Below are 22,084 nucleotides of genomic sequence, written 5' to 3'. Positions count from 1 at the left end.
TTTGTCTACACGCTGAAGCTCAAATCTAATGGATTTGAGCTTTTTTATGATGATTTCATCCAAGGCATTTTCTGATAGGTCCGATAGGCTCTTCCGTTAATATAGAAAAAGAACGATGTTTTCCCGCTTGATTTGATGAGCCTTTTTGCCAGCTTGTTCATCTCTTTTTGGGCTGTCACTTTTTCATCGGACAAATAGACCGCCAGTAATCCTCTGTTAATCAATTTGTGAAAGTTCTCATGCGGAATGCCTTTCAGCTGCTCATCGGCTTTTTCGATAAAATGCTGTAGTCTATCCATCATCTCATGATGAGAGTCATAGTATGAGCAAAAGTTCAGATCTCCCCCAAGCCGGTCCTCTTCTTGATCAATTAAATAATCGAGTAAAATGTGCAGACCTTGAATATAAGGGAAATAGCTTTCGTAAATTTGCTTCGCCTGTTTTTCTGTAAAATCAGGCTGCAGCGCATACGCCACAAGACAGAATATCCCTAACGTCGATCCCGCACAAGCTGAAAACTCATACCATTCCATCTTCGGCAAATCTTTTTCATATTGGCGGAACCACGACTCTAGCCTTGGCACACGCTCATGAGGAACAACGTGCTTATGTACTTGCAGATCACTATAGTAATCACACAGCGTGTGTAAATATGGCTGAATGATTGGATAATGCTCAACGCGCGTAAGCACGTCTTGACATGTGCGGACAAGCGCATGTAAGTATCCATGATCCTCTTGATCCTCACGGAATTGATAGTATGGCTTGAGCTCAGCATGAATATCAAGCGCATCTCTCATCGCTTGATGTAGCATATGAAAATCCTTTGGATCAAGCGACGTGCTGCGGTCACATAGGTTATCTAAGTAATCACTGATGGTTTGATATGCCACGATGAATTCAATACACGTTTCTTTCTCTTCACCTGCTAGAAGAGATAAAATACCTCCGCCTTCACAGTGAAACGTTTTACTAGATATGCTCGCTAGTGCCTGCGTTCTCAGTTCTTCATTTTCAATCATTTCTGCATGAGCCCGCCACTTTTTCAGCTCCTGATGAACAAGCGGAAAAATATCTTTATACACCTTTGTCATCAGTGCAAAAGGACGCTCTGGTACTGACAAATCACTCCACCCCCAACTTAAAGCTCGCAATCAAATATATTGATCTGTAAAGGCTCTTGCCGCCTTAAACACATCTTCTCTTTCCGGTTCATTAAAAATTTCGTGGTACAGCTCTTCCCATTCACGGTATGATTTATTGGTTGATTCTATGCCATTGAACCATTTGATTACCCTCGTTTTATCGACGATCTTATCATCACCCGCCTGCATTAAAAGGAGCGGGATCGATTTAAAGACATTCGTCGGCTGCATCGCCGCATCGATATTTTTGATCAGCTCTCGATACCAGCGAACCGACACCTTTGTCACGTAAAGAGAATCATTTGAGTCTGCCTCAATGACCGCTTGATTTCGTGTCGCTAGTTCAATCGACAGCCCTGACTCCACTTTAAAAGACGGTGCCAGCACATTTAGACCTTTTGACGCAAAATCCATCAGCTTCTTCGGTTTAAATTGCAGACCTAAACAAGGTGATGATAAAATAAGGCCATTCAACTTCGTATGGGTATACTGCTTCATCCACTCAATTGAAATGAGTCCACCCATACTGTGTCCAAGTAAAAATGTAGGAAGCCTGAATGATTTCGCATGTTCGATCCATTCATCGACTGTATCAATGTATTCTTGAAACGAACGAATGTGGCCTCGCGCACGTGTCGATGTGCCTTGCCCAGGCAAGTCACCCATGACGACGTGATATCCTGCATTCCGCCACATTTCAATTAACCATTTATATCGGCCGTGATATTCACTCGCACCATGTACTATCACAATTGTACCAACTGGTCTTTCAGCATGCCAAGTCCACAAAGTAAACACCTCACAAATGTTGTATTAAGAAAGGAAGTCGAAAAAGTGATTTATCCATATCATCAGTTTACACCTGAGATTCATGAATCGGTCTTTGTCGCAGATAACGCCACCATTACCGGTGATGTCTCAATTGGAGAATATTCGAGCGTGTGGTTCCAAACTGTCATCAGAGGCGATGTCGCACCTGTGAGAATTGGAAAGAACGTCAACATTCAAGATTTATCGTGCCTGCATCAAAGTCCTGGAAAAACACTTCTTATTGAAGATGGTGCTACCATTGGACACCAAGTCACATTACATAGCTCAATCATTCGAAAAAATGCCCTCATTGGCATGGGGTCCATCATTCTCGATGGTGCGGAGATCGGCGAAGGCGCCTTTATCGGTGCAGGAAGTCTTGTCCCTCAAGGAAAGGTCATCCCAAAAGGATCACTCGCTTTTGGCCGTCCAGCCAAAGTCGTTCGGCTCTTAACAGATGAAGATATTCAAGACATGGACCGAATCCGCAGAGAATATGTAGAAAAAGGACAATACTATCGTTCCCTTTTATCTCGTTAACATCATACGTGTATCTTCACTTTATCATGTTTTTTTCAGGATATTAAGCAATAACTATGAACCGCTTGTTATTTTACCCTTTTCCACCGCTTTCTATCATGACAAAAAAGGTTTTCAGCACAAAGCTGAAAACCTTTTTTCATTAACTGAAGATGACTTCTTTTGGTTGATGATTCAATTGCTCTGGATCAATACTGCGCTCCACATAAATGCTGTGCCAAATCATAAAGATCAGAACGGTCCAAATCTTACGGCTATGATCTGCCTTACCAGCACAATGTTCATTTAATAAATCAAGCACATACGCTTTGTTAATATATTCGTCCGTTTGACTGTTTTTAATGATGTCTTTCGCCCAAGCGTTCATCTCATTTTTCAGCCAATGACGAATTGGAACAGGGAAGCCCAGCTTCTTGCGGTTTAACACGTGATCAGGCACAATGCCTTCTGCTGCTTTACGCAATAAATATTTCGTTGTGCCATCTTTTGTTTTCAGCTCTTCTGGAATTTTAGAAGCCGCTTCAAATACGACCTTATCAAGGAATGGAACACGAAGCTCAAGGGAATTCGCCATTGTCATCTTATCTGCTTTCAGTAAGATGTCACCGCGCATCCACGTATGAATATCAACATATTGCATTTTGTTAATATCACTGTAGCCTGCACTTTCCTCGAAGTATGTCTTCGTCACATCACGATATGTAATGTTCGGATCATACTGCTTTAAGAGATTTTTCTTTACTGGCTCTTCAAAGATTTTCGCATTACCGATATAACGCTCCTCTAATGGTGTACAGCCGCGGACGATAAAGCTTTTTCCTTTCATTCCTTCTGGCATTAAGCGCGCCAGACGAAGAAGAAGCTTTTTCAGCATAGATGGAACAGATTCAAATGGTTTAAGAGAAAGCGGCTCACGGTAAATATTATATCCACCAAACAGCTCGTCTGCTCCCTCACCAGAAAGAACAACCGTCACTTGTTTCTTCGCTTCCTTTGCCACGAAGTACAATGGAATCGCCGCCGGATCAGCTAAAGGATCATCTAAATGCCAAACAATTTTCGGAAGCTCATTCATATATTCCTCAGGAGAAATCACAGCGCTGAAGTTTTGTAAGCCCAGCTTATCAGCCGTTTCCTTCGCCACATCAACTTCACTAAAGCCATCCTGCTGGAAACCAACAGAAAACGTCTTCAGCTCAGGATGAAATTCCTTTGCGACAGATACGATGAAAGAAGAATCGATACCACCTGATAGGAATGAACCAACAGGAACATCACTTCTCATGTGAATTTTCACAGAATCATAGATTGCATCGCGGACTTCTTCAATCAGCTTTTGTTCTTGTGTTTGTTCAGGCTTGAATTGAACTTTCCAGTAAGTCTTAAATTCAATCTCCTGTCCTGGGCGTAAAGTAAACTGATGACCAGGCTCAACTTTGTGCACCTTTTGATCAAGTGTATTTGGCTCAGGTACGAACTGAAATGACATGTATTGCTGTAAGGATGTCTCATCAAACAAAATGTTCTCGTTCACTGCCATCAAGCTTTTGCGTTCAGACGCAAAGTACACTTGCTCATCCATTTGTGTAAAATAAAGCGGTTTGATGCCAAAAGGATCTCTTGCGCCATATAATAATTGCGCTTCTTTATCCCAAATTAAAAATGCAAACATGCCGCGAAGCTTTGAAGCCGCTTCTTCTTTATAATGACGGTATGTGGCAAGAAGTACTTCCGTATCTGAATCTGTGCTGAATGAATAGCCTTTTTTCACAAGCTCTTCCTTCAGCTCCACATAGTTATAAATTTCTCCGTTGAAAATAATCCAGTACTTTTCATCTTCATAAGAAAGCGGCTGCTTTCCGTGCTCAACATCTATAATACTTAAACGTCTAAATCCAAATCCTACATGCTCATCATGAAAGTAACCCTCATCATCCGGACCGCGATGAACGATGAGACGATTCATTTGTTTAATTAGCTCTTCCTGTTCAGTAGTTTCGGACAATGGACGGTGATTAAATACACCAACAAACCCACACATATTATTGCCTCCACGTTATGTTATTTCTTAAAAGTAGACCTATAATTAGACAGTATTTTGTCCGATTTTGTTTCACATTTTTTCGCTTTTTACAGATTTTTTTTTAATCAAAAGGAAAACCGCTTAAAATAAGCGGTTTTCTATGTTGTTATTGTCCCAATGCTTCTTTACGAAGTGTTTCGGCTTTATCCGTTTTTTCCCACGGAAGATCTAAGTCGTGACGGCCGAAATGTCCGTATGCAGCTGTTTGTTTGTAGATCGGACGGCGCAGGTCAAGCATTTTAATAATGCCCGCTGGACGAAGATCAAAGTTTGCACGAACCACTTCAATTAATTTTTCTTCAGAAGCTTTTCCTGTTCCGAATGTATCAATTGAAATCGATACAGGCTGTGCAACACCAATTGCATAAGCAAGCTGTACTTCACAAGAATCTGCAAGGCCGGCAGCTACGATGTTTTTCGCTACGTAACGAGCAGCATATGCCGCAGAACGGTCAACCTTCGTTGCATCCTTACCTGAGAAAGCACCGCCGCCATGACGAGCATATCCGCCATACGTATCAACGATGATTTTACGTCCAGTTAAACCAGCATCCCCTTGAGGTCCACCAATCACGAAACGGCCAGTTGGGTTAATAAAGTATTTTGTCTGTTCATCAATCAGTTCACTTGGAACGACAGGGCTGATGACATGCTCTTTTAAGTCACTTTGAATTTGTTCAAGCGTCACTTCTGGTGCATGCTGCGTAGAAATAACCACTGTATCAATACGAACTGGTTTGTTTTGCTCATCATATTCAACTGTCACTTGTGTTTTTCCGTCTGGACGAAGGTATGCAAGTGTTTCATTCTTGCGTATTTCTGTTAAACGGCGAGATAATTTATGCGCTAGGGAAATCGGCAGCGGCATGAGCTCTTCGGTTTCGTTGTTGGCAAAACCAAACATCAATCCTTGGTCACCTGCACCAATCGCATCAATTTCTTCTTCAGTCATTGTTCCTTCACGTGCTTCAAGCGCTTTGTCTACACCTTGCGCAATATCAGCAGACTGTTCATCAATTGATGTAAGGACCGCACATGTTTCCGCATCAAAACCATATTTCGCACGTGTGTAGCCAATTTCCTTAATTGTGTCACGCACCGTCTTTGGAATATCGACATAAGTAGACGTTGTAATTTCACCGCTTACTAATACGAGACCGGTTGTAACAGAAGTTTCACAGGCAACACGTGCATTTGGATCTTTCTTTAAAATTTCATCCAAAATGCTGTCTGAAATTTGATCACAGATTTTATCCGGATGTCCTTCTGTCACTGATTCTGAAGTAAATAAACGACGATTTTGACTCATAATGGCTATTTCCTCCTGTACAAGACCACATCATCCCAAGATGAGGCCTCCAATATGATACGGAACTCGTTCCCTCTTATATTTAATAACGTTTATATTAGAGATGTTATTGGCAATTTGTTCATATGATATCCCAAAAATAAAAAAACCATTTCCTTCATTGCGAGGAAAGGGTCTGAGATCGCATGCCTTTCACTCTTATCGCTCAAGGTGTTCTTGTACCTTGCATCAGGTTAGCACCTTGGTTTCTCAGCATGTTCATGCCTTTTTCATAAGAAACCGGTTGCTGGGCTTCATCGGGCCTGTCCCTCCACCAACTCGGGATAAGAGTATCCGTTCAATAAGATATCTTATCTTAAACCCTTGCGTCATGTCAATGCTTCATAAGAATTATCTCCCTCTTTTTTCTCCTCATCATTAGCATCACCAAAAAGCATATTTTCATAGCAGAAATGAAAAAACACACACAAAAATTTTTAAATAGTATAGACTATTATTATTAATGTGTTATACTAATCGAAACAAACAAATTCAACGGTAAAGGAAGGGTTTTTTTATGAACTCAGTGGATTTAAAAGAAGATTTGCAGTCATTGCTCTCATTAGAAAATACGCACCAAAATTTATCTGTTCCGAAACTTGTTGAAAAGATTTTGGCACGTAATGAAGGCGTTTTAACATCAACAGGAGCTGTCCGCGCGACAACTGGAGCCTACACAGGACGTTCGCCTAAAGATAAATTTATCGTCAAAGAAGAAAGCTCTGAGCATAAAATCGATTGGGGTCAAGTCAACCAGCCGATCTCCAAAGAAGCATTTGACCGTTTATATACAAAGGTTGTGTCATACTTAAAAGAACGTGATGAACTATTCGTCTTTGAAGGGTTTGCAGGCGCTGATGAAAGATATCGTATGCCGATTACAGTTGTAAACGAATTCGCATGGCACAATCTTTTTGCCAAGCAGCTATTTATCAGACCTGACGGGTCAACACCTTCTTCAAACGAAAAACCTTTCACCATCTTATCTGCACCGCACTTCAAAGCGGATCCTGCAACAGATGGCACAAACTCTGAAACGTTTATCATCGTTTCTTTTGAAAAACGCACGATTCTTATCGGTGGAACAGAATATGCAGGAGAAATGAAAAAGTCCATTTTCTCTGTGATGAACTACCTGCTTCCTGAGCAAGATATTTTATCTATGCACTGCTCAGCAAACGTAGGTCAAGAAGGCGATGTAGCCTTATTCTTTGGACTTTCAGGTACTGGGAAAACGACGCTTTCTGCAAGCGCAAGCCGCAAGCTGATCGGAGACGATGAACACGGCTGGTCTGGCACAGGGGTCTTTAATATCGAGGGCGGATGCTATGCGAAATGTGTGAACTTAAGTGAAGAAAAAGAACCACAGATCTACAAAGCGATCAGCTTCGGATCAGTTCTTGAGAACGTTGTGCTTGATGAAGAAACACGTGAAGCGGATTATGATGATACATTCTTTACTGAAAATACACGCGCTGCTTACCCAATCGAAATGATTGATAACATCGTGAAACCAAGTATCGCAGGACATCCATCTGCCATTGTTTTCTTAACAGCTGATGCGTTTGGCGTCTTACCTCCAATCAGCCGTTTAACAAAAGAACAGGCAATGTACCATTTCTTGAGTGGGTACACAAGTAAATTAGCGGGAACTGAGCGCGGTGTCACATCACCAGAAACGACATTCTCTACGTGCTTCGGTTCACCATTCCTCCCGCTTCCAGCTCACGTCTATGCTGAAATGCTCGGCAAAAAGATTGATGAGCACGGTGCTAAAGTATTCCTTGTGAATACAGGCTGGACTGGCGGAGGCTATGGCACAGGCAAACGAATGAATCTCGCTCATACAAGAGCAATGGTTCAGGCAGCAATCGAAGGTGACCTTGATAATGCTGAAATGATCACTGATGACATCTTTGGCTTACACATCCCGCTTCATATTCCTGGTGTACCAGATGAAGTGCTTCAACCTGCAAAAACATGGGATGACCAAAAGGCTTATCAAGAAAAAGCACACTTCCTTGCCAATGAATTTAAAAAGAACTTCCAAAAATTCAGCCACGCGGCAAGTGACATTGAAGCCAAAGGCGGACCACTCGTATAACCAAATGAAAAAAGCTGAGGAGATTCAATCCCTCAGCTTTTTTTAGTTTGTTGAATGCAATGACACAAGGCGGTACGTCACCTTCGTGACATTGTCTGTCAGCTCTAGTTTTTCAACATGTGCTGTCCCTGTTTTTTCTCCGTCTTTCGTTTTGCGCACCTCAAGTGGAATATTTAACGGATAAATGCGGTATCCATCCTTCATGAGTTCAAATACATTTTCTTCAATTCTTGTCTCTTTTCCCTTTGTGACAATCATTGTATTAAATTCAACAGGCATTCCCATAATGAAAATCCCCCTACTTTCTATATTTCGTTATACTGCTTATTTTAACACATTTCCGCTTTTTCGGCTGTGCATCCATGTGGTCAGCCTTCTCACAATTTCTCGATTATGCTGCGGCGGGAAATAGTGGTTGTATCCATGGAAATACCACGTCTCCACAGACTTCCCGTGCTGGCGCAGTGCATCTTCTAACAAATATGCATGCTCAATCGATACATTTTGGTCCTCTTCTCCGTGGATGATCAGGACAGGTGCTTCAATTTTATCCACATCATTTAAAGGGGTTCTGTTCTCATATGCCTCTGGCACCTTATGCGGCGGACCACCAATCACACGCTTCATCATCCGTCTCATATCCACACGCTCTTCATAAGTAAGTTTCATGTCACTGACGCCTCCCCATGTGACAAAGGAAGCCGCCTCCTGTTTCATTTCTACAGCGGTCCAGATGCCCATAATACCGCCTCGCGAAAAACCAAAGATATGAATGCGATCCTTCTTCACTTTTTTGTGCTGCTTTAACAGCTGAAAGGCAGCAAAAGCATCTTTTCGATCTTCTCCGGCAAAATCTTCGTTCCCTTCGCCTCCTTGGTTTCCCCGGTAAAAGGGAGCAAAGACGACAAAACCCTGCGCAGCAAATTGCACAATCCGGCCAGGTCTGACCATCCCCACATTTTTAATGCCGCCTCGTAAGTACAAAAAGCCGTCGTAGAGACCTTCTCCGGCCGGCTCAGCGAGCAGCCCTTTCATCCGAAGTCCATCTGCCTCATAGGTCACTGTATATAAGTGAATATGCGGATGGGGCGACGGAAACCTTCTTTTTTCCACAATCACTCGATTTCTCTCCTTTTCATCTCTGTTTACGTCCATTGCTTCAGCATCGCTTCTGCGACAAGCTGGCCTGATTTTGTCACCATTGGCGTGCCGCCGCCTGGATGACTTGTTCCCCCAACAAACCAAAGTCCTTCAATGTCCTTTGACTGATTATTGATGCGAAAGAACGCCTGTTTGAACGAGTTTGAAGACATGCCATAAATGGCTCCACGATATGCCCCCGTTTTCTGCTGCAGATCGAGCGGGGTTTGAACCGCTTCATATTCGATCAGCTCATCCAAACCAAAAAGACCTTTGTCCATTAATTTGTTTTTTACATGCTGACGATATGTCTCCTTTAGCATGTCCCAATCTTGCTCTTTTGTCACATAAGGTGCATTGGCCAGTACAAACAGGTTGCTTCTTTCCGGTCCTCCGCTTAAAGCTGGTTCTGAATGACCCGAATAGCATATGTAAAGCGTCGGGTCTTGAGGCAGTTGTTTTTTCTGAAAAATATCCTTGAATTCTTGCTCATAATCCTCAGGGAAAAACACATTGTGATGAGCCAGCTGCTCATAGACTTTAGGTACACCTAATAAAAGAACAAAGCCAGACAACGACGGTTCAATACCAGCCAGTTTTTGATTTAAAAAACGAGGACGGTCTTTTTCATCTATAAGATGACGGTATACAGTCAGCGCATCTGCTCCTGCAATGACTTGATCTGCCTCATACATCTGCTGATCCGTCTCCACTCCTTTGATCCGCCGACCCTTCACATGAATCTTGTTTACTTGTTCATTGAGGTGAATCTGAACGCCTAATTCTTTTGCCAGTGTCTCAAATGCCTCAACTAAACGATACGTACCGCCTTGTATTCCATAAATCCCTTTCTCCCCTTCTAAATATGCCATCATGTTAAAAATAGCCGGCGCTTCGTAGGGAGAAGAGCCGATATAAGTGGCATACCGTCCAAACATCGCCAATGTATGGGGATGACGGAAATATTGACGCAGCAGGCGCTGAACGGATGTGAACGGTTTGACAGCGAGAAGTGCTTTCATCAGCTTTAAATCCGCCTTATCCTTCCAGCTCAATAACAAACGATTTAAAAACTGCTCCTCTGCCTTTTGAAAAAGCGTCTTTGATTCCTGTAAAAATGCGCGGTATTGCTTCGCATCTTCAGGACTGAATGCAGCAATTTGTGACTCCATTTGCTCAATATTCGGCGTAAACTCGACCGTATGGCCATCTGAAAAAATATTTTTGGTCAGCGGAGAAATCGGATAAAAGGTCACATAATCCTCCATCCGTCTATGACAGGCCGTAAACACTTCTTCAAAATATGCCTTCATTGTAATAGTACTCGGTCCTAAATCAAAAGAGTAGCCTGCCTCGTGATGGCGCTGCAATTTCCCGCCTAAAGCCGCTTCTTTTTCTAAAATGGTGACCTGAACCCCGCGTGACTGGAGACGGATCGCGGCTGATAATCCGCCAAGTCCGCCGCCGATGATGATCACTTTTTTCATTCGTACCTTCTCCCTTTCCATTCATACCCTTCTTTTTTCAGACCGATTTTCATAGAAGCAAAACCGATAGCAATCAGGCTTAAAATACTGACCGGCAATAAAAAAGCCATCGCAGATGTCCGCCCATTTTCAGTATCTATTGCCGCTTTAATCGACACACCCAGCCCATAGCAAAGGATCGATAAGCATATGCTCAAAACATCCAGCTGAAACAATGCAATCATGAAACAAATGACAGGAACCAAATAAAGGAGGGTGTATAAACAAAAGACACTGCTTAACAAAGCAATGCTTCGATTCACACCTGGGAATAAATTTTTCCGGTAACCTTCCCAAACCTCTTGTCCACTCTCATACATTCTCATATACACAAATGGATGAATGCTTGCAAGTGTGAACGGAAAGCCTTTTTCCTTCACCCGTCTAGCCAAGGCCATATCATCAACTAGTGAATTCTTGATCGCTTCATGCCCACCAATGTCGTGATAACAATTCTTTTCAATGGCAATAAAACCGCCATGTGCTGCGGCAAAAGCGGGATTCTTAGATTTTCTTACCCATTTCACTGGCAGATGACAGCCAATGGTAAACATCATCATAGGAACCACAAGATGCTCAAAAAATGTACCTGTTTTCTGTTCTGGAAAACCTGACAGCATGCCCGTTTTTTGCATGCATAACTGCTTGTACACTGATTCAACTGCCCCTTTTTTTAACCGGACATCCGCATCTAAAAATAGCAGCCAGTCAGAAGCAGCAGCTTCCGCGAGCTGAGAACAGGCATATGATTTACCAAGCCAGCCGCGCTTTAATGGTTGACCTGACTGGACACGGATCCACGGGTATCTTTCTGCAAAGCGTTCCACAATCGCTCTTGTCTGATCTGTCGAATGGTCATCAAGGACGATGAGCTCTTTCGGGTAAAGACGTTGATCAACGATCGACTGAAGACAGGCTTCGATCCGATTTTCCTCATTTCTTGCTGGAATCAGAATTGATAATGAAATCGGTTCACCCGGCGGAAAGGATGCTGGCTTTAAAACAGGAAGCTGCCTCATATTCCATATGGTGAAAATAAACTGACAGAGCAAGAGTACACTGATCACAGTTAGGAAGACCGCCATGTTTTCACCCACTTTTTAAAGGAATCAAACGCATCACTTGTTGACTGACTTGTCCTTGTCATCTGTCTAAATTCTTGATTGTTTGAAAAATCAGGATCTGCGATGACCTGTGCTTGATGTGCGTTTAACTGCGTTTCAAGCAGATCTCTGAGCAGATGCGTCACGTCCTTTCTTCGAAGTGCCCCGCCAGATACTAAGGTATCTTCACCAAACAAAGCAGATACTGTCGGCTTTTGAAATTGATTAAATGTATAATGCAAGGTCACAGGCTTCACCACGACTTGCTCAAATTGTCTCACTAAAAATGAAGCCCCGCCCTCTAATTCAAGCGGCCGCATGTCCTGATGCATGATTTTCCCCTGTGGAAAAAGCCATACAGCCCCGCCAGCCTGCATGTTTTCTCTAGCCGTCATTAATGCTTGCTTCACACTTTTGAGATTCTCTTTCTGAACCGGAAAGGCACCTAGCTTACGAAAAAAGGCATATTGCTTCAGCTGCTTCTCTTCCATCATCATATAGTGATCGAGTTCGGACGCTTTTTCTGTTAAAAGAAAGAGGATGAGTCCATCCCACCATGAGCTATGATTGGCGAGATAAAGAACAGGCAGCTTCTCGTATGGGTCCACAGCACCTTTCATCATCACGCAGCGGAAATGTTTATGAAGTAAATACCGCTCAAGATAAAGAGAAAATATACGTCTAAACGATCGGCTTTTGTTGCTTTCTTTCAAATTGAACCCTTCCTTCACACAAAATAACAATGATCAGTGCTAAATAAAAAATAACCTCGAGCCCGCCCTTTAATGCCAGCACACCAAAAAAGAACACCATTGCCTGATAAATACGGCTCGTCCAGCTCAGAGCCTTTTGATCAATCTGAACAAGCGGGAAGAGAAAGGAAAGTCCTGCTCCAATCATACCCCAGCTCACAAAATTCTCAAAAGGAATACCATAAAAACCACCGCCGTCATACCACACCCAAAATTTCCGTTCAGCTGCTACTGGGTCTAATATGAGGTCAAGCAAGACAATCCATATCCCCGTTTCGATCGCTCGTTTCCACTTCGACTGCTGACTAGATAAAAAAAGACTGTTTAAAAATACTCCAACCCATGCAAAAGCAATGGTTAAAGGTACCCCTGCCACTAGAAAACCTAACGTTGGATAATAGTCATAACCTCCGAAAGGAAATCCGGTTGTGATCCCAATCCATTCAACCGTAAATGTCAGCACGCCGACAATGGCTGCCCGTTTGATCACCATTCCCCATGATCCATAAATATTTCGCCCAATCTCTATCACACAGCAGGCATACAGCACAAGGAAAATGCCATTTGCAAATTGAAGCCATACTGGCACCTCAAAAAAGACCATTAATATGAGCCCTATCAAATACCACCCAAGAAATACCCAACTCACTCTATACACGAAACCGCCCCTTTATTTCTTCCAAATTCAAGAAAGTATTCATGCTTCTAGTATAGAAAAAAAGACACGTTCTATAAATAAACAATGCGCTTCTTATTTTCATCTAGGCACTCACCAAAAATCCCTTTTGACATACTTTAATTAGTGATCTAGAACAAAGGAGGCGAATTACTCTTGAATCGTTCCATCAAAGTCAGACTGGCATTCATCGTCGTTGTCCTGCTCTTTATTCCATTTGTCGCCTGTAAAAAAGAACAAGAGCAGACCGTACAAGTAGCCGAGGTGACCCATTCGGTTTTTTATGCTCCGCTATATGTTGCCTTATCTGAGGACTTCTTCAAAGAAGAAGGGCTAGAGGTTGAATTAAAAACGACTTGGGGCGGCGATAAAACGATGACAGCTCTCTTATCCGGTGGTGCAGATATTGCCCTGACCGGATCTGAATCCTCTATCTATGTAGAGGCTCAAGACACAAAAGACTCTGTCGTCAACTTTGCACAGCTGACACAAACAGACGGTACATTTCTTGTTTCAAGGGAGAAAGTGAGCGAATTCTCTTGGGATCAATTAAAAGGAAAAGACTTTCTTGGACAGCGGAAAGGCGGCATGCCGCAAATGGTCGGTGAATATGTCCTGAAAAAGGAAGGCATTGATGTAAAAAAGGATCTCCGTATGATTCAAAATATTGATTTTGCCAACATTTCAGGTGCTTTCTCCTCTGGAACTGGCGATTTTGTGCAGTTATTCGAACCGACAGCATCCTTAATTGAAAAAGAAGGCAAAGGGTACATCACCGCCTCCTTTGGAGAGGCTTCCGGAAAGGTGCCGTATACCACCTTCATGGCAAAGAAAAGTTACTTAGAGGAAAACAAAGAGACAGCAGAAGCCTTCACTCGTGCCATTTACAAAGCGCAGAAATGGGTGGAAGCCAAGCAGCCGGAGGAGATTGCCAAAACCATTCAATCTCATTTTCCTGACACAGAACTTGATGTCTTATCAACAGCCATTAAACGCTACAAACAGCAGGAATCCTATGCAACAGATCCCCTTCTGAATGAAGAGGAATGGAACAAATTGCAGGAAATTATGAAGGAGAGCGATGAATTGCCGAAATTTATCCCGTACAAACAACTTGTCGATTCATCCATTGCAAAGAAGGTCACAGAACATAAATAGAATAGGAGGTAGCACATGTCTTTCCTTCAAATTGACCATGTGACCCACACGTACTTCTCTTTAAAAGAAAAAACAACGGCCATACAGCACATCAATATGGAGATAGACCAAGGAGAATTTATCTCATTTATTGGTCCCAGCGGGTGCGGAAAAACCACCCTGCTGTCTATCATTGCAGGAATAACGCCGCCTTCTGAAGGCCGAATTTTAATCGAAGGAAAAGAACCGAATCAAAAGGAGCATCAAATCGGCTACATGCTCCAGCAGGATTATTTGTTCCCTTGGAAAACCATCAAGGAAAATATCATTCTCGGGTTGAAAATTACCAAACAAGATTCACATGAAGCCACCTCCGCCGCTCTTGGCTTACTGCCTAAGCTTGGCCTTCATGATGTAGAGGAAAAATACCCGAAAGAGCTGTCAGGCGGTATGAGGCAGCGTGCGGCTCTCGCCCGAACGCTTGCAGTGAATCCCGGTCTGCTTTTACTAGATGAACCCTTTTCAGCTCTAGACTACCAAACCAAACTCACTTTAGAGGATCTCGTCTTTCATACACTCAAAAACTATCAAAAAACAGCGGTCCTTGTGACACATGACATTGGCGAAGCCATTGCGATGAGTGACCGCATTTTCTTATTCTCAAAGCATCCTGGCTCGATTCAGCGGATTTTTACCGTTCCAGATGATCTGAGGACTCTTTCTCCTTTCGAAGCAAGACAGACCCAGAGTTTCCAAGAGCTCTTTCAAACGATTTGGAAGGAGCTGAAAACCGTTGAAACACAGTGATCTTTTACATGAAGCCTATCGCAAAAAATACCGAATGGAAAAACGCATGACCCGAATCTATCAGTTCATTATTTTCGCCAGCTTCTTTTCGCTTTGGGAGCTTGCCAGTCATTTTCGTCTCATCGATCCACTGATATTTAGTTCACCATCTGCGGTCTGCCAATTGTTTGTCCAAAAAATATCCGATGGGTCTTTAGTGAATCATATGAGTATTACATTATTTGAAACAGTACTCGGATTTCTACTTGGTACCTTTTGCGGTATTTTGCTTGCTGCCGCCTTATGGTGGTCCACCCGCCTGGCAAACGTTCTTGATCCTTATTTAGTCATTTTAAATGCCATGCCAAAAGTTGCCCTCGCCCCGATTTTAATTGTTGCCCTTGGGCCTGGCATGATCAGTATCGTTGCCATGGGCGCAATCATTAGTGTGATCATTACGACGATCGTCATTTATACAGCCTTTCAAGAGGTCGATGAGAATTATTTAAAGGTGATGAAAACCTTTGGTGCGAAAAAAAGCGTCGTCTTTCGCGAGGTCATTTTGCCAGCTAGTATTCCAACGATGATTTCTGCGATCAAAGTCAATGTCGGCCTTTCTTGGGTTGGGGTTATTGTGGGGGAATTTCTTGTTTCCTCAAAAGGGCTCGGCTACATGATCATTTACGGCTTTCAAGTCTTCAACTTTACACTCGTGTTCTTAAGTCTTTTCATTATTGCCGTGTTTGCGACTATCATGTACCAGCTTGTGGAATGGCTCGAACGCCGTTTTCTTCAAAAATAAAAAAGCACAGGGAATGTCTCCCTGCGCTTTTTTTAACGAATCAAACCGTTTTTTTCTAAATAAGCAAGACTTTGTCTTAACACATCATCTTTCATAATAAAACTGAAATTCTTATTTTTTGCGATGGATCTTGGCAAGTCTGCGAAAAGAACGGGTCCTTTCGTTTCAAAATACGTGTCTTGCTTCACTAGCTTTTCAATATCAGCGAAATAAATATTCTTGACAATGACCTTTTCTCTGCCCAGTACCTGATATTGACCAATATACGTTAATTCACGAACAACAGCACCCGTCTCTTCTTGAATCTCCCGTATAGCGGCTTGGTCTGCTTCTTCATCCGGCTCAACTTTCCCTCCTGGAAACTCATAGCCCCGATCCTCATGTTCAGTGAGCAGCCACTTCCCTTGGTAGCGGCAGATGGCCCAAACATGCTTAGGATGACTTGAAAAAGGCTTCCCCTCAAAAGAGAGCTTGACCGTATTATGATAATAGTCTTTAAATACATGCATGTGAAATCCCTCATATCCTGTCCTTGCTTCTTGTAAAACATCATACCACAGATCACATTTATCTGAAGAATTTTTATCAAAAGTGAAACAAACGAGTGGTTCCAACTCGTCTGTATCTAAAATGAGGTATTGTTGCTAAAACCTTTTTATCATCTCCAACTTCACCCAATTTTAATCATGAAACCTTTTATCCCTATATGACGTAAATGAATCAGTGTTTGTCCTATGACAACGAGGAGGAAATCAGCATGAGTATAAAAAATGGGTCAAAACAAGACGCACCCCATGAGGTGATCAAGAAACACCTTCTGAAAGGGCAAAAGTTAGATTTAACAAAAGACAATCCAGCGGTCGACCAAATTCATATCGGGCTTGGCTGGGACCTGGCCGGTCAGCCAATTGATTTAGATACGCAAGTGTTTCTTTTAAATAAAGAGGACAAACTGTTGTCTCCTAAGCATCTGATCTATTATCACCAGCAGCAAAGCTTAGACGGAGCTGTTCGTCATCTTGGCGATCATCAAGTTGGCGGAGGGTATCGAGACAATGAAATGATTATTATGCAATTAAGCAGAGTCTCACCTGATATTCATAAAATTGTCGTCACAGCCACAATACATGATGCACACGAACGCCAGCATCATTTTGGACAAGTCACTAATGCCTATGTGTGCCTTACTGATCAAATCTCGCAGCAAGAGATTTGTACCTTTCAGTTAACAGAAGATTATTCGTATTGTACATCCATTATATGCGCAGAACTCACGAGAGATCAGGAGGAATGGAAGATCACTGCAACCGGGCAAGGAACTACTCTAGATTTACATGATTTATGCCGCATCTATGGATTCACATCTTGACGCAGGAAAGGAGCCAGCACCCATGGGATTTCATTTCATTACAATAGAAGAACTTACCTTACAAGCAGAAGGCAGCGGAATCTTTTTTGCCAAAAAGGGCGCAATGATTGCCGATCAAGGAAGTTTCCAATACCGCAAGCGATTACTTGGAACGAATAAAGGAAATATGGTCAGCCAAGTATTTAACCATATCAGCAGGAAATTCACAGGTGAAAACCTTGAGATGATGGAAGTGAGTGGACAAGGTACTTGCTATCTGGCTGATTCAAGCGAGCATGTAACAGTGATTAATCTTGAGCCAAGCGGTCCTTGGCAGCATGTAAGTGTAGAAAGTGAAGATTTACTTGCCTTTACTGAGGAATGCCATTACGGTGTCACACCAGTAGGCGTTGGTATTTTATCGCAGAAAGGACTGTTTACATCAAAACTCTCTTATCAAGGGCACGGAGCGCAGGTCGCCATCAAAACGAATGGAAATCCGCTCATTTTAAAAGCCCCCTGCCGTGTAGACCCTGACGCAATTGTCGCTTGGACGGGCAAAGCACCAAAGGTCAAATTAGATGTGAACTGGAAAACTTTCATCGGACAAACATCTGGTGAATCCTATTTATTTGAGTTCCAAGAACAAGACCAAATCGTCATTATCCAGCCATCTGAGCGCACATCTGGCATACGGGTTGGCTTAGATGATAATCGCTATAAGCCTCAGAGCCAGAGCTCCTCTCAGGAATTCACCAATTCACAGCAAGAAAATAGAGGCGGCGGGATCAGTGATTTGATCGGAGGCATTTTACAACCGCGAAAATAAAGCATGTAGAGGTTCTCTACATGCTTTTTCAATTCATCAAACCATTTGTCTCAATAAAGCTCCTTGTCTCTTCATTGCCGAGCTCATAAATCATTGTGTAAATCTCTTTTCTTTTTCTATCCATTTCATCATTTGGACTATCATAATGATATTCAAGAAAAGGAACATGTGCCCGAAAGAAGCCTTTCCAATCTGTCATATACTGTTCATCGAAATAGTCTCTCAGCTGCAAAATTTGATCATCATCTGCTTCTATTTGAAATTGCCAAGCCGCTGCATCTCTATGCTGCGATATCGATCCATCTTGTACGGATACATAGTAGGTGTGTCTCGCCATCTGAATCATCCTTTTTCCTTTAGTATGACCAGATATAAGGAAATTACGGCTTTTTGCGCAATTTATTTTTCAACATGTCCAATACATCAATAAACAACTGTGGAATGGGAACTCCAAGGGCTCTGGCTGTCGAGACGATTTGGTAAGATTCATAAATAATATAAAAGATGATCGCTAAATCCTTAATCGCCCCATTTGTCTTCAGCATGACATCAAAGAAGTGTGCCATAGATATTAAGGAGACTGTCACAATCTTTCGAACAAGCCGCGTAAAAAACCGCTTCATTGTGAGCTGTCCAGTCAAAGATTCTCTTAGGCTTGAACAAATTAATTCAATAGCCATCAACGTCACTAAAATCATCAGTAAATATCCTGCTCCACCAAACAGAAAGCCCATCGCCGACAAACTCACTGTAACCAACGAAAAGATGCCTAAATCCTTGCTCACTTGGCATCAACATCCTTTCAAAGTGGAACTCCTTACCTCAATAGTATATGCAGGATTTTCGCAATAGCTTGGACGACAAAAAATAAAGGCGCTGTCTTTTGACAAGAAAAAGCCGCCTTGCGCGGCGGCTACTTCCTAGACCCTAACATCAATAAAGCTTGCATCTGAATCCTTTGGCTGAACAGCTTGAGGCTGCTGCTGCACTTGATCCAGCATCACCATAGCTTGTGCTGTATTTGTAGCAAGCTGTGAATTCAACAAACTAATATTGAGTGTCTTTTGAATGCTCGCTACTTGCTGACTCATCATTCCTGCAATAGAAGACATCTTCTTCCCTCCCTTCTCTTTTCTCTTCGGCTGAAAGCCCTATGATTTCAATGGGCTGTCTGTCCCGATTCCAATAAAAAAAGAATGTCGATCGAATTATGACCGACATTCTTTTCCCATACGTGTATTATCCTAAATATGCTTTAAGCATCCAGTTGTGTTTTTCAATGGATTGATGAATCGCAAGCAGCATATCACCTGTTGTTTCATCGCCAACCTCTGCAGCCAGCTCCATTCCTTTCTTTAATTCCTCAGCGATATTGGAGAAATCATCATATAGATTTTTCACCATTTGCTCCGCTGATTCTTTGCCTTCTGCTTCTTGAATGCTTGAAATTTCTAAGCACTCTTTCATTGTCGCAACAGGCTGTCCATTTAAAGCAAGCATACGCTCAGCCAAATCATCAATATATGTAGCTGTTTCTGTATATAGTTCCTCAAATTTCTCATGGAGTGTAAAGAAATCTTTCCCTTTTACATACCAATGATAGTTATGTAATTTCACGTAAAGCACAGTCCAATCAGCTACTTGTTTATTGACAACGTTTAATAAATTTTCAGACATGTTTATTCCTCCTTATGTAATTGCGTTTAGTATGAGAATACCCTTTTCTTATTATACTGAAACCTGCCGTCAATTTCTTCTATTTTGACTGCATGAAATATATGTTAATATGGAAATAAGGAGGGAGTTAGATGCTGTTACTTGGGATTATCAGCTTTATCATTATCTCAATCGTTGTCTTTTTATCATTGTGGACGACATCGAAGGCTTATGAATATAAGCATAAAGTCGATTCACCACAAGATGCTGAACCAAACCAACGTCCTAATCCAAAATGAAACCGCTTTTAATGATGTGACGTTTCTTCATCTTCAGTAGATGAACTCTCTTTTTTCACCTCACCTACGTGGATGTTCGTTTTCGGCATATTATGCTGCTGTTTAGCTGTCACATGGACTTGTATGATATAAAGGCCATCTTTTTTGAAGGCTGTGTGCAATTCGTATACACCTTTGTTTTCTTTCTTTGGCTGAATCATCTTGCTGTTATCCTTGTCGCCATCTTTCCACACTTCAAATTGAACATCATCTGCATCATCAACAGGCGTATCACCGTATGTGACAGCTGCTTTTACTATAACGCTTTCATTTTTCTCCACTTGCTCAGGTCCTGTAAGCTTTACTTCTAATAACTCAGGCACTTCCCCTTTTCCGCTGTTTGCTGCAGAGTTTCCACATGCACTTAATAACGTGAGCATCAGAATTATTCCCAACATTTTTCGCATCGTGCGTTTCCCCCTTCTTTTACTGACATGTCCATTTTAACAAATATCCCCTATTTTGACATCAATGATGGAATTCAAATAAAAAACCGGACATCTAAATGTCCGGTTCATCATTCTATTAACCAAATACTTTTAAAAGCTCTTCTTGATCCTGAGAAAGCCAGAAACGCATTAAACGTTTTGCTCCTTCAAGATCATGAAGCTTCGCTTGGCCGCATTGCTCTTCGTTTGCAGCAGGAATTTCAGTTACTTCAACTGCATCCTTGAATGTTGCATCAAGAAGTTCAACGATTTCTTTTGGAGTTGGTGCACCACTGACAACTAAATAGTAGCCTGTCTGGCAGCCCATTGGAGAAATATCAATGATATCAAAATGATCATATTTCTCTGAGTGTGTTCTAATATTAAACGCAAGCAAATGCTCTAATGTATGAATCGTATCAGGTTTCATCGCCTGCTTGTTGGGCTGACAAAAACGAATATCAAATTTATTTACTTCCCCATCTGATCCCACTTTATGAACGCCGCAATGACGAACGTATGGCGCTTTTACAGCATTATGATCAAGTTCAAAGCTTTCAACTGAAGGCATAATCACCACTCCTATAATTGCAATTTCCTATATTATAACATATTTCTCCGACCAGTTTAGTTTATAAAACTTTCCTTCCTTGTCCTTTTTTCTTATACTGTGGAAGACAGACAAGGAGGAACCTCTATGAAACAAATTTTTATCGGCATGATACGCTTTTATCAAAAATGTATTTCCCCTCTTACACCGCCAAGCTGCCGGTTTTATCCAACATGCTCAAACTATGGACTAGAGGCGATCAAAACGCATGGCGCGATCAAGGGCGGCTGGCTCACCATAAAACGGATTTTAAAATGTCATCCGCTTCATCCTGGCGGCATTGATCCTGTACCGCCTAAAAAAGAAAAATAACTTACTTTTCTTCATATCCGTTGACAACTAAGTCAAGCTTCCCTGTTCCAGGGTCAATGACAAGTCCATGTACAGGTACATCTGATGGAAGAAGAGGGTGATTTTTTACTACAGACACACTGTCCTTCACGCTCTCTTCAACTGAACTAAAGCTTTTGAGCCACTGTTTAAAATCAATTCCTGAGTATTCCAGTACTTCAATACGCTTTTCTGGAATACCACGCTCAACGGCTTTATTTAAAAGTGTCTGGCTGTCAATTTTGCTCATCCCGCAATCATGATGCCCAATGACATATACCTCGTCAGCATTTAATTCATACACAGCAACTAAAATGCTTCGCATAATACTTCCAAATGGATGAGAAACAAGCGCTCCAGCACTTTTGACAATCTTAATATCGCCATTTTTCATGTTCATTGCACGCGGAAGCAGTTCAACAAGTCTTGTATCCATACACGATAGAATGACAGCTTTTTTCTGTGGAAACTTTGTTGTTGTAAATTCTTCGTATTTCTTTTCTTCAATAAATTGTTGATTATATTCGATGATTTCATCTAAAAGTTTCATACGTTTGTCCATTCCTTTATCTTTTTTTAAAAATAAATATAGC

The 22,084-nt window shown here is 41.9% G+C and carries 27 protein-coding genes and 1 riboswitch; of the genes, 9 read left to right on the top strand and 18 right to left on the bottom strand.

Translation table 11 applies throughout. The features are described 5' to 3' along the window. Positions 1–44: 44 nt before the first annotated feature. Together AC3WTB_RS15170 and AC3WTB_RS15165 are read right to left on the bottom strand one after the other, a co-directional pair. Positions 45–1,124: a tetraprenyl-beta-curcumene synthase family protein gene (locus AC3WTB_RS15170; RefSeq protein ID WP_039180839.1), complete on the bottom strand. Its 1,080-nt coding sequence runs from the start codon at positions 1,122–1,124 to the stop codon at positions 45–47. Between the two features lie 30 nt (positions 1,125–1,154). Continuing rightward, on the bottom strand, positions 1,155–1,934 hold the full coding sequence (locus tag AC3WTB_RS15165) for an alpha/beta hydrolase (protein WP_024424906.1): 780 nt from the start codon (positions 1,932–1,934) through the stop codon (positions 1,155–1,157). Positions 1,935–1,979: 45 nt separating this feature from the next. Between AC3WTB_RS15165 and AC3WTB_RS15160 the strand changes: the two genes are divergently transcribed. Further along, the gene (locus tag AC3WTB_RS15160; RefSeq protein ID WP_039180843.1) at positions 1,980–2,495 is read left to right on the top strand and encodes a gamma carbonic anhydrase; all 516 of its coding nucleotides are present in this window, start codon (positions 1,980–1,982) and stop codon (positions 2,493–2,495) included. Positions 2,496–2,637: 142 nt separating this feature from the next. Here the strand turns inward: AC3WTB_RS15160 and asnB are convergent, their stop codons facing one another. Beyond that, the gene (gene asnB / locus AC3WTB_RS15155; RefSeq protein WP_039180844.1) at positions 2,638–4,536 is read right to left on the bottom strand and encodes an asparagine synthase (glutamine-hydrolyzing); all 1,899 of its coding nucleotides are present in this window, start codon (positions 4,534–4,536) and stop codon (positions 2,638–2,640) included. A 148-nt stretch (positions 4,537–4,684) separates the two neighbouring features. Then, on the bottom strand, positions 4,685–5,887 hold the full coding sequence (gene metK / locus AC3WTB_RS15150) for a methionine adenosyltransferase (protein ID WP_492333930.1): 1,203 nt from the start codon (positions 5,885–5,887) through the stop codon (positions 4,685–4,687). A 195-nt stretch (positions 5,888–6,082) separates the two neighbouring features. Then, positions 6,083–6,217, bottom strand: a riboswitch (SAM riboswitch). Positions 6,218–6,443: 226 nt separating this feature from the next. Here metK and pckA point away from each other — a divergent pair. Next, positions 6,444–8,030: a phosphoenolpyruvate carboxykinase (ATP) gene (pckA, locus tag AC3WTB_RS15145; RefSeq protein ID WP_039180849.1), complete on the top strand. Its 1,587-nt coding sequence runs from the start codon at positions 6,444–6,446 to the stop codon at positions 8,028–8,030. Between the two features lie 42 nt (positions 8,031–8,072). On the opposite strand, the gene AC3WTB_RS15140 is transcribed toward pckA, so the two are convergent. From AC3WTB_RS15140 to AC3WTB_RS15115, 6 genes are read right to left on the bottom strand one after another with little or no spacing between them, the layout of a single operon-like run. Continuing rightward, entirely contained in the window at positions 8,073–8,315 is a 243-nt protein-coding gene (locus AC3WTB_RS15140; RefSeq protein ID WP_025092385.1) for a DUF2584 domain-containing protein, read from the bottom strand. A 39-nt stretch (positions 8,316–8,354) separates the two neighbouring features. Further along, positions 8,355–9,149: an alpha/beta hydrolase family protein gene (locus AC3WTB_RS15135; RefSeq protein ID WP_064497790.1), complete on the bottom strand. Its 795-nt coding sequence runs from the start codon at positions 9,147–9,149 to the stop codon at positions 8,355–8,357. A gap of 26 nt (positions 9,150–9,175) precedes the next feature. Beyond that, positions 9,176–10,657, bottom strand: coding sequence for a phytoene desaturase family protein (locus AC3WTB_RS15130; RefSeq protein WP_268464448.1), 1,482 nt, complete (start codon positions 10,655–10,657; stop codon positions 9,176–9,178). Further along, positions 10,654–11,781 (bottom strand): glycosyltransferase family 2 protein, encoded by a 1,128-nt coding sequence (locus AC3WTB_RS15125; protein WP_492333929.1) that lies wholly within the window; start codon positions 11,779–11,781, stop codon positions 10,654–10,656. Before AC3WTB_RS15125 ends, AC3WTB_RS15130 begins: the two co-directional genes overlap by 4 nt. Beyond that, positions 11,766–12,512, bottom strand: a complete 747-nt coding sequence (locus tag AC3WTB_RS15120) for a lysophospholipid acyltransferase family protein (RefSeq protein ID WP_064497787.1) — start codon at positions 12,510–12,512, stop codon at positions 11,766–11,768. The genes AC3WTB_RS15125 and AC3WTB_RS15120 overlap by 16 nt, the downstream gene beginning before the upstream one ends. Continuing rightward, positions 12,481–13,209 carry a carotenoid biosynthesis protein gene (locus tag AC3WTB_RS15115; protein ID WP_492333928.1) on the bottom strand — a complete coding sequence of 243 codons (729 nt, stop codon included), beginning with the start codon at positions 13,207–13,209 and terminating at the stop codon, positions 12,481–12,483. The genes AC3WTB_RS15120 and AC3WTB_RS15115 overlap by 32 nt, the downstream gene beginning before the upstream one ends. 174 nt (positions 13,210–13,383) lie before the next feature. Here AC3WTB_RS15115 and AC3WTB_RS15110 point away from each other — a divergent pair, with 174 nt between their 5' ends. Genes AC3WTB_RS15110 through AC3WTB_RS15100 form a run of 3 tightly spaced genes read left to right on the top strand, consistent with a single transcriptional unit; the run spans position 13,384 to position 15,952 of the window. Continuing rightward, entirely contained in the window at positions 13,384–14,385 is a 1,002-nt protein-coding gene (locus AC3WTB_RS15110) for an ABC transporter substrate-binding protein (RefSeq protein ID WP_058838185.1), read from the top strand. Between the two features lie 15 nt (positions 14,386–14,400). Further along, on the top strand, positions 14,401–15,171 hold the full coding sequence (locus tag AC3WTB_RS15105) for an ABC transporter ATP-binding protein (RefSeq protein WP_039180871.1): 771 nt from the start codon (positions 14,401–14,403) through the stop codon (positions 15,169–15,171). A 34-nt stretch (positions 15,172–15,205) separates the two neighbouring features. Continuing rightward, a complete protein-coding gene (locus tag AC3WTB_RS15100) occupies positions 15,206–15,952 on the top strand; it encodes an ABC transporter permease (RefSeq protein ID WP_369810477.1) in 747 nt (248 codons plus the stop codon). A 32-nt stretch (positions 15,953–15,984) separates the two neighbouring features. On the opposite strand, the gene ytkD is transcribed toward AC3WTB_RS15100, so the two are convergent. Further along, complete coding sequence (gene ytkD / locus AC3WTB_RS15095; protein WP_039180876.1) at positions 15,985–16,461, bottom strand: RNA deprotection pyrophosphohydrolase; 477 nt, start codon at positions 16,459–16,461, stop codon at positions 15,985–15,987. A 248-nt stretch (positions 16,462–16,709) separates the two neighbouring features. Between ytkD and AC3WTB_RS15090 the strand changes: the two genes are divergently transcribed. Further along, positions 16,710–17,321: a TerD family protein gene (locus AC3WTB_RS15090; protein ID WP_059375230.1), complete on the top strand. Its 612-nt coding sequence runs from the start codon at positions 16,710–16,712 to the stop codon at positions 17,319–17,321. 22 nt (positions 17,322–17,343) lie between these two features. Continuing rightward, entirely contained in the window at positions 17,344–18,129 is a 786-nt protein-coding gene (locus AC3WTB_RS15085) for an AIM24 family protein (RefSeq protein WP_126681437.1), read from the top strand. A 28-nt stretch (positions 18,130–18,157) separates the two neighbouring features. Here AC3WTB_RS15085 and AC3WTB_RS15080 read toward each other — a convergent pair whose 3' ends face one another. The 4 genes from AC3WTB_RS15080 to AC3WTB_RS15065 form a co-directional block, all read right to left on the bottom strand. Further along, positions 18,158–18,466, bottom strand: a complete 309-nt coding sequence (locus AC3WTB_RS15080) for a hypothetical protein (protein ID WP_024425787.1) — start codon at positions 18,464–18,466, stop codon at positions 18,158–18,160. Positions 18,467–18,509: 43 nt separating this feature from the next. Further along, positions 18,510–18,914 (bottom strand): phage holin family protein, encoded by a 405-nt coding sequence (locus AC3WTB_RS15075; RefSeq protein WP_064497782.1) that lies wholly within the window; start codon positions 18,912–18,914, stop codon positions 18,510–18,512. A 135-nt stretch (positions 18,915–19,049) separates the two neighbouring features. Beyond that, positions 19,050–19,241, bottom strand: a complete 192-nt coding sequence (locus AC3WTB_RS15070; RefSeq protein WP_024424925.1) for a hypothetical protein — start codon at positions 19,239–19,241, stop codon at positions 19,050–19,052. A gap of 127 nt (positions 19,242–19,368) precedes the next feature. Next, complete coding sequence (locus tag AC3WTB_RS15065; RefSeq protein ID WP_039180885.1) at positions 19,369–19,806, bottom strand: Dps family protein; 438 nt, start codon at positions 19,804–19,806, stop codon at positions 19,369–19,371. A gap of 131 nt (positions 19,807–19,937) precedes the next feature. Between AC3WTB_RS15065 and ytzI the strand changes: the two genes are divergently transcribed. After that, the gene (gene ytzI, locus AC3WTB_RS15060) at positions 19,938–20,084 is read left to right on the top strand and encodes a YtzI protein (protein WP_003217544.1); all 147 of its coding nucleotides are present in this window, start codon (positions 19,938–19,940) and stop codon (positions 20,082–20,084) included. 8 nt (positions 20,085–20,092) lie between these two features. Here ytzI and AC3WTB_RS15055 read toward each other — a convergent pair whose 3' ends face one another. Continuing rightward, on the bottom strand, positions 20,093–20,530 hold the full coding sequence (locus AC3WTB_RS15055; RefSeq protein ID WP_059375222.1) for a FixH family protein: 438 nt from the start codon (positions 20,528–20,530) through the stop codon (positions 20,093–20,095). Positions 20,531–20,648: 118 nt separating this feature from the next. After that, positions 20,649–21,122, bottom strand: a complete 474-nt coding sequence (locus tag AC3WTB_RS15050) for an S-ribosylhomocysteine lyase (RefSeq protein WP_003217624.1) — start codon at positions 21,120–21,122, stop codon at positions 20,649–20,651. Between the two features lie 126 nt (positions 21,123–21,248). Here AC3WTB_RS15050 and yidD point away from each other — a divergent pair, with 126 nt between their 5' ends. Next, positions 21,249–21,473 carry a membrane protein insertion efficiency factor YidD gene (gene yidD / locus AC3WTB_RS15045; RefSeq protein WP_041107381.1) on the top strand — a complete coding sequence of 75 codons (225 nt, stop codon included), beginning with the start codon at positions 21,249–21,251 and terminating at the stop codon, positions 21,471–21,473. Position 21,474: 1 nt separating this feature from the next. Here yidD and AC3WTB_RS15040 read toward each other — a convergent pair whose 3' ends face one another. After that, on the bottom strand, positions 21,475–22,041 hold the full coding sequence (locus tag AC3WTB_RS15040; RefSeq protein WP_024424929.1) for a beta-class carbonic anhydrase: 567 nt from the start codon (positions 22,039–22,041) through the stop codon (positions 21,475–21,477). Between the last annotated feature and the right edge of the window lie 43 nt (positions 22,042–22,084).

Source organism: Bacillus sp. EB106-04-04-XG123 (assembly GCF_058791855.1).
This window is presented reverse-complemented; position numbering and strand designations above follow the sequence as displayed.

Coding starts and splice junctions, on each gene's coding strand:
- asnB (WP_039180844.1), bottom strand. CDS start 4,536: ATGTGTGGGTTTGTTGGTGTATTTAATCACCGTCCATTGTCCGAAACT.
- metK (WP_492333930.1), bottom strand. CDS start 5,887: ATGAGTCAAAATCGTCGTTTATTTACTTCAGAATCAGTGACAGAAGGA.
- pckA (WP_039180849.1), top strand. CDS start 6,444: ATGAACTCAGTGGATTTAAAAGAAGATTTGCAGTCATTGCTCTCATTA.
- AC3WTB_RS15140 (WP_025092385.1), bottom strand. CDS start 8,315: ATGGGAATGCCTGTTGAATTTAATACAATGATTGTCACAAAGGGAAAA.
- AC3WTB_RS15130 (WP_268464448.1), bottom strand. CDS start 10,657: ATGAAAAAAGTGATCATCATCGGCGGCGGACTTGGCGGATTATCAGCC.
- AC3WTB_RS15125 (WP_492333929.1), bottom strand. CDS start 11,781: ATGGCGGTCTTCCTAACTGTGATCAGTGTACTCTTGCTCTGTCAGTTT.
- AC3WTB_RS15105 (WP_039180871.1), top strand. CDS start 14,401: ATGTCTTTCCTTCAAATTGACCATGTGACCCACACGTACTTCTCTTTA.
- AC3WTB_RS15100 (WP_369810477.1), top strand. CDS start 15,206: ATGGAAAAACGCATGACCCGAATCTATCAGTTCATTATTTTCGCCAGC.
- ytkD (WP_039180876.1), bottom strand. CDS start 16,461: ATGCATGTATTTAAAGACTATTATCATAATACGGTCAAGCTCTCTTTT.
- AC3WTB_RS15090 (WP_059375230.1), top strand. CDS start 16,710: ATGAGTATAAAAAATGGGTCAAAACAAGACGCACCCCATGAGGTGATC.
- AC3WTB_RS15085 (WP_126681437.1), top strand. CDS start 17,344: ATGGGATTTCATTTCATTACAATAGAAGAACTTACCTTACAAGCAGAA.
- AC3WTB_RS15080 (WP_024425787.1), bottom strand. CDS start 18,466: ATGGCGAGACACACCTACTATGTATCCGTACAAGATGGATCGATATCG.
- AC3WTB_RS15070 (WP_024424925.1), bottom strand. CDS start 19,241: ATGTCTTCTATTGCAGGAATGATGAGTCAGCAAGTAGCGAGCATTCAA.
- AC3WTB_RS15065 (WP_039180885.1), bottom strand. CDS start 19,806: ATGTCTGAAAATTTATTAAACGTTGTCAATAAACAAGTAGCTGATTGG.
- ytzI (WP_003217544.1), top strand. CDS start 19,938: ATGCTGTTACTTGGGATTATCAGCTTTATCATTATCTCAATCGTTGTC.
- AC3WTB_RS15055 (WP_059375222.1), bottom strand. CDS start 20,530: ATGCGAAAAATGTTGGGAATAATTCTGATGCTCACGTTATTAAGTGCA.
- AC3WTB_RS15050 (WP_003217624.1), bottom strand. CDS start 21,122: ATGCCTTCAGTTGAAAGCTTTGAACTTGATCATAATGCTGTAAAAGCG.
- yidD (WP_041107381.1), top strand. CDS start 21,249: ATGAAACAAATTTTTATCGGCATGATACGCTTTTATCAAAAATGTATT.
- AC3WTB_RS15040 (WP_024424929.1), bottom strand. CDS start 22,041: ATGAAACTTTTAGATGAAATCATCGAATATAATCAACAATTTATTGAA.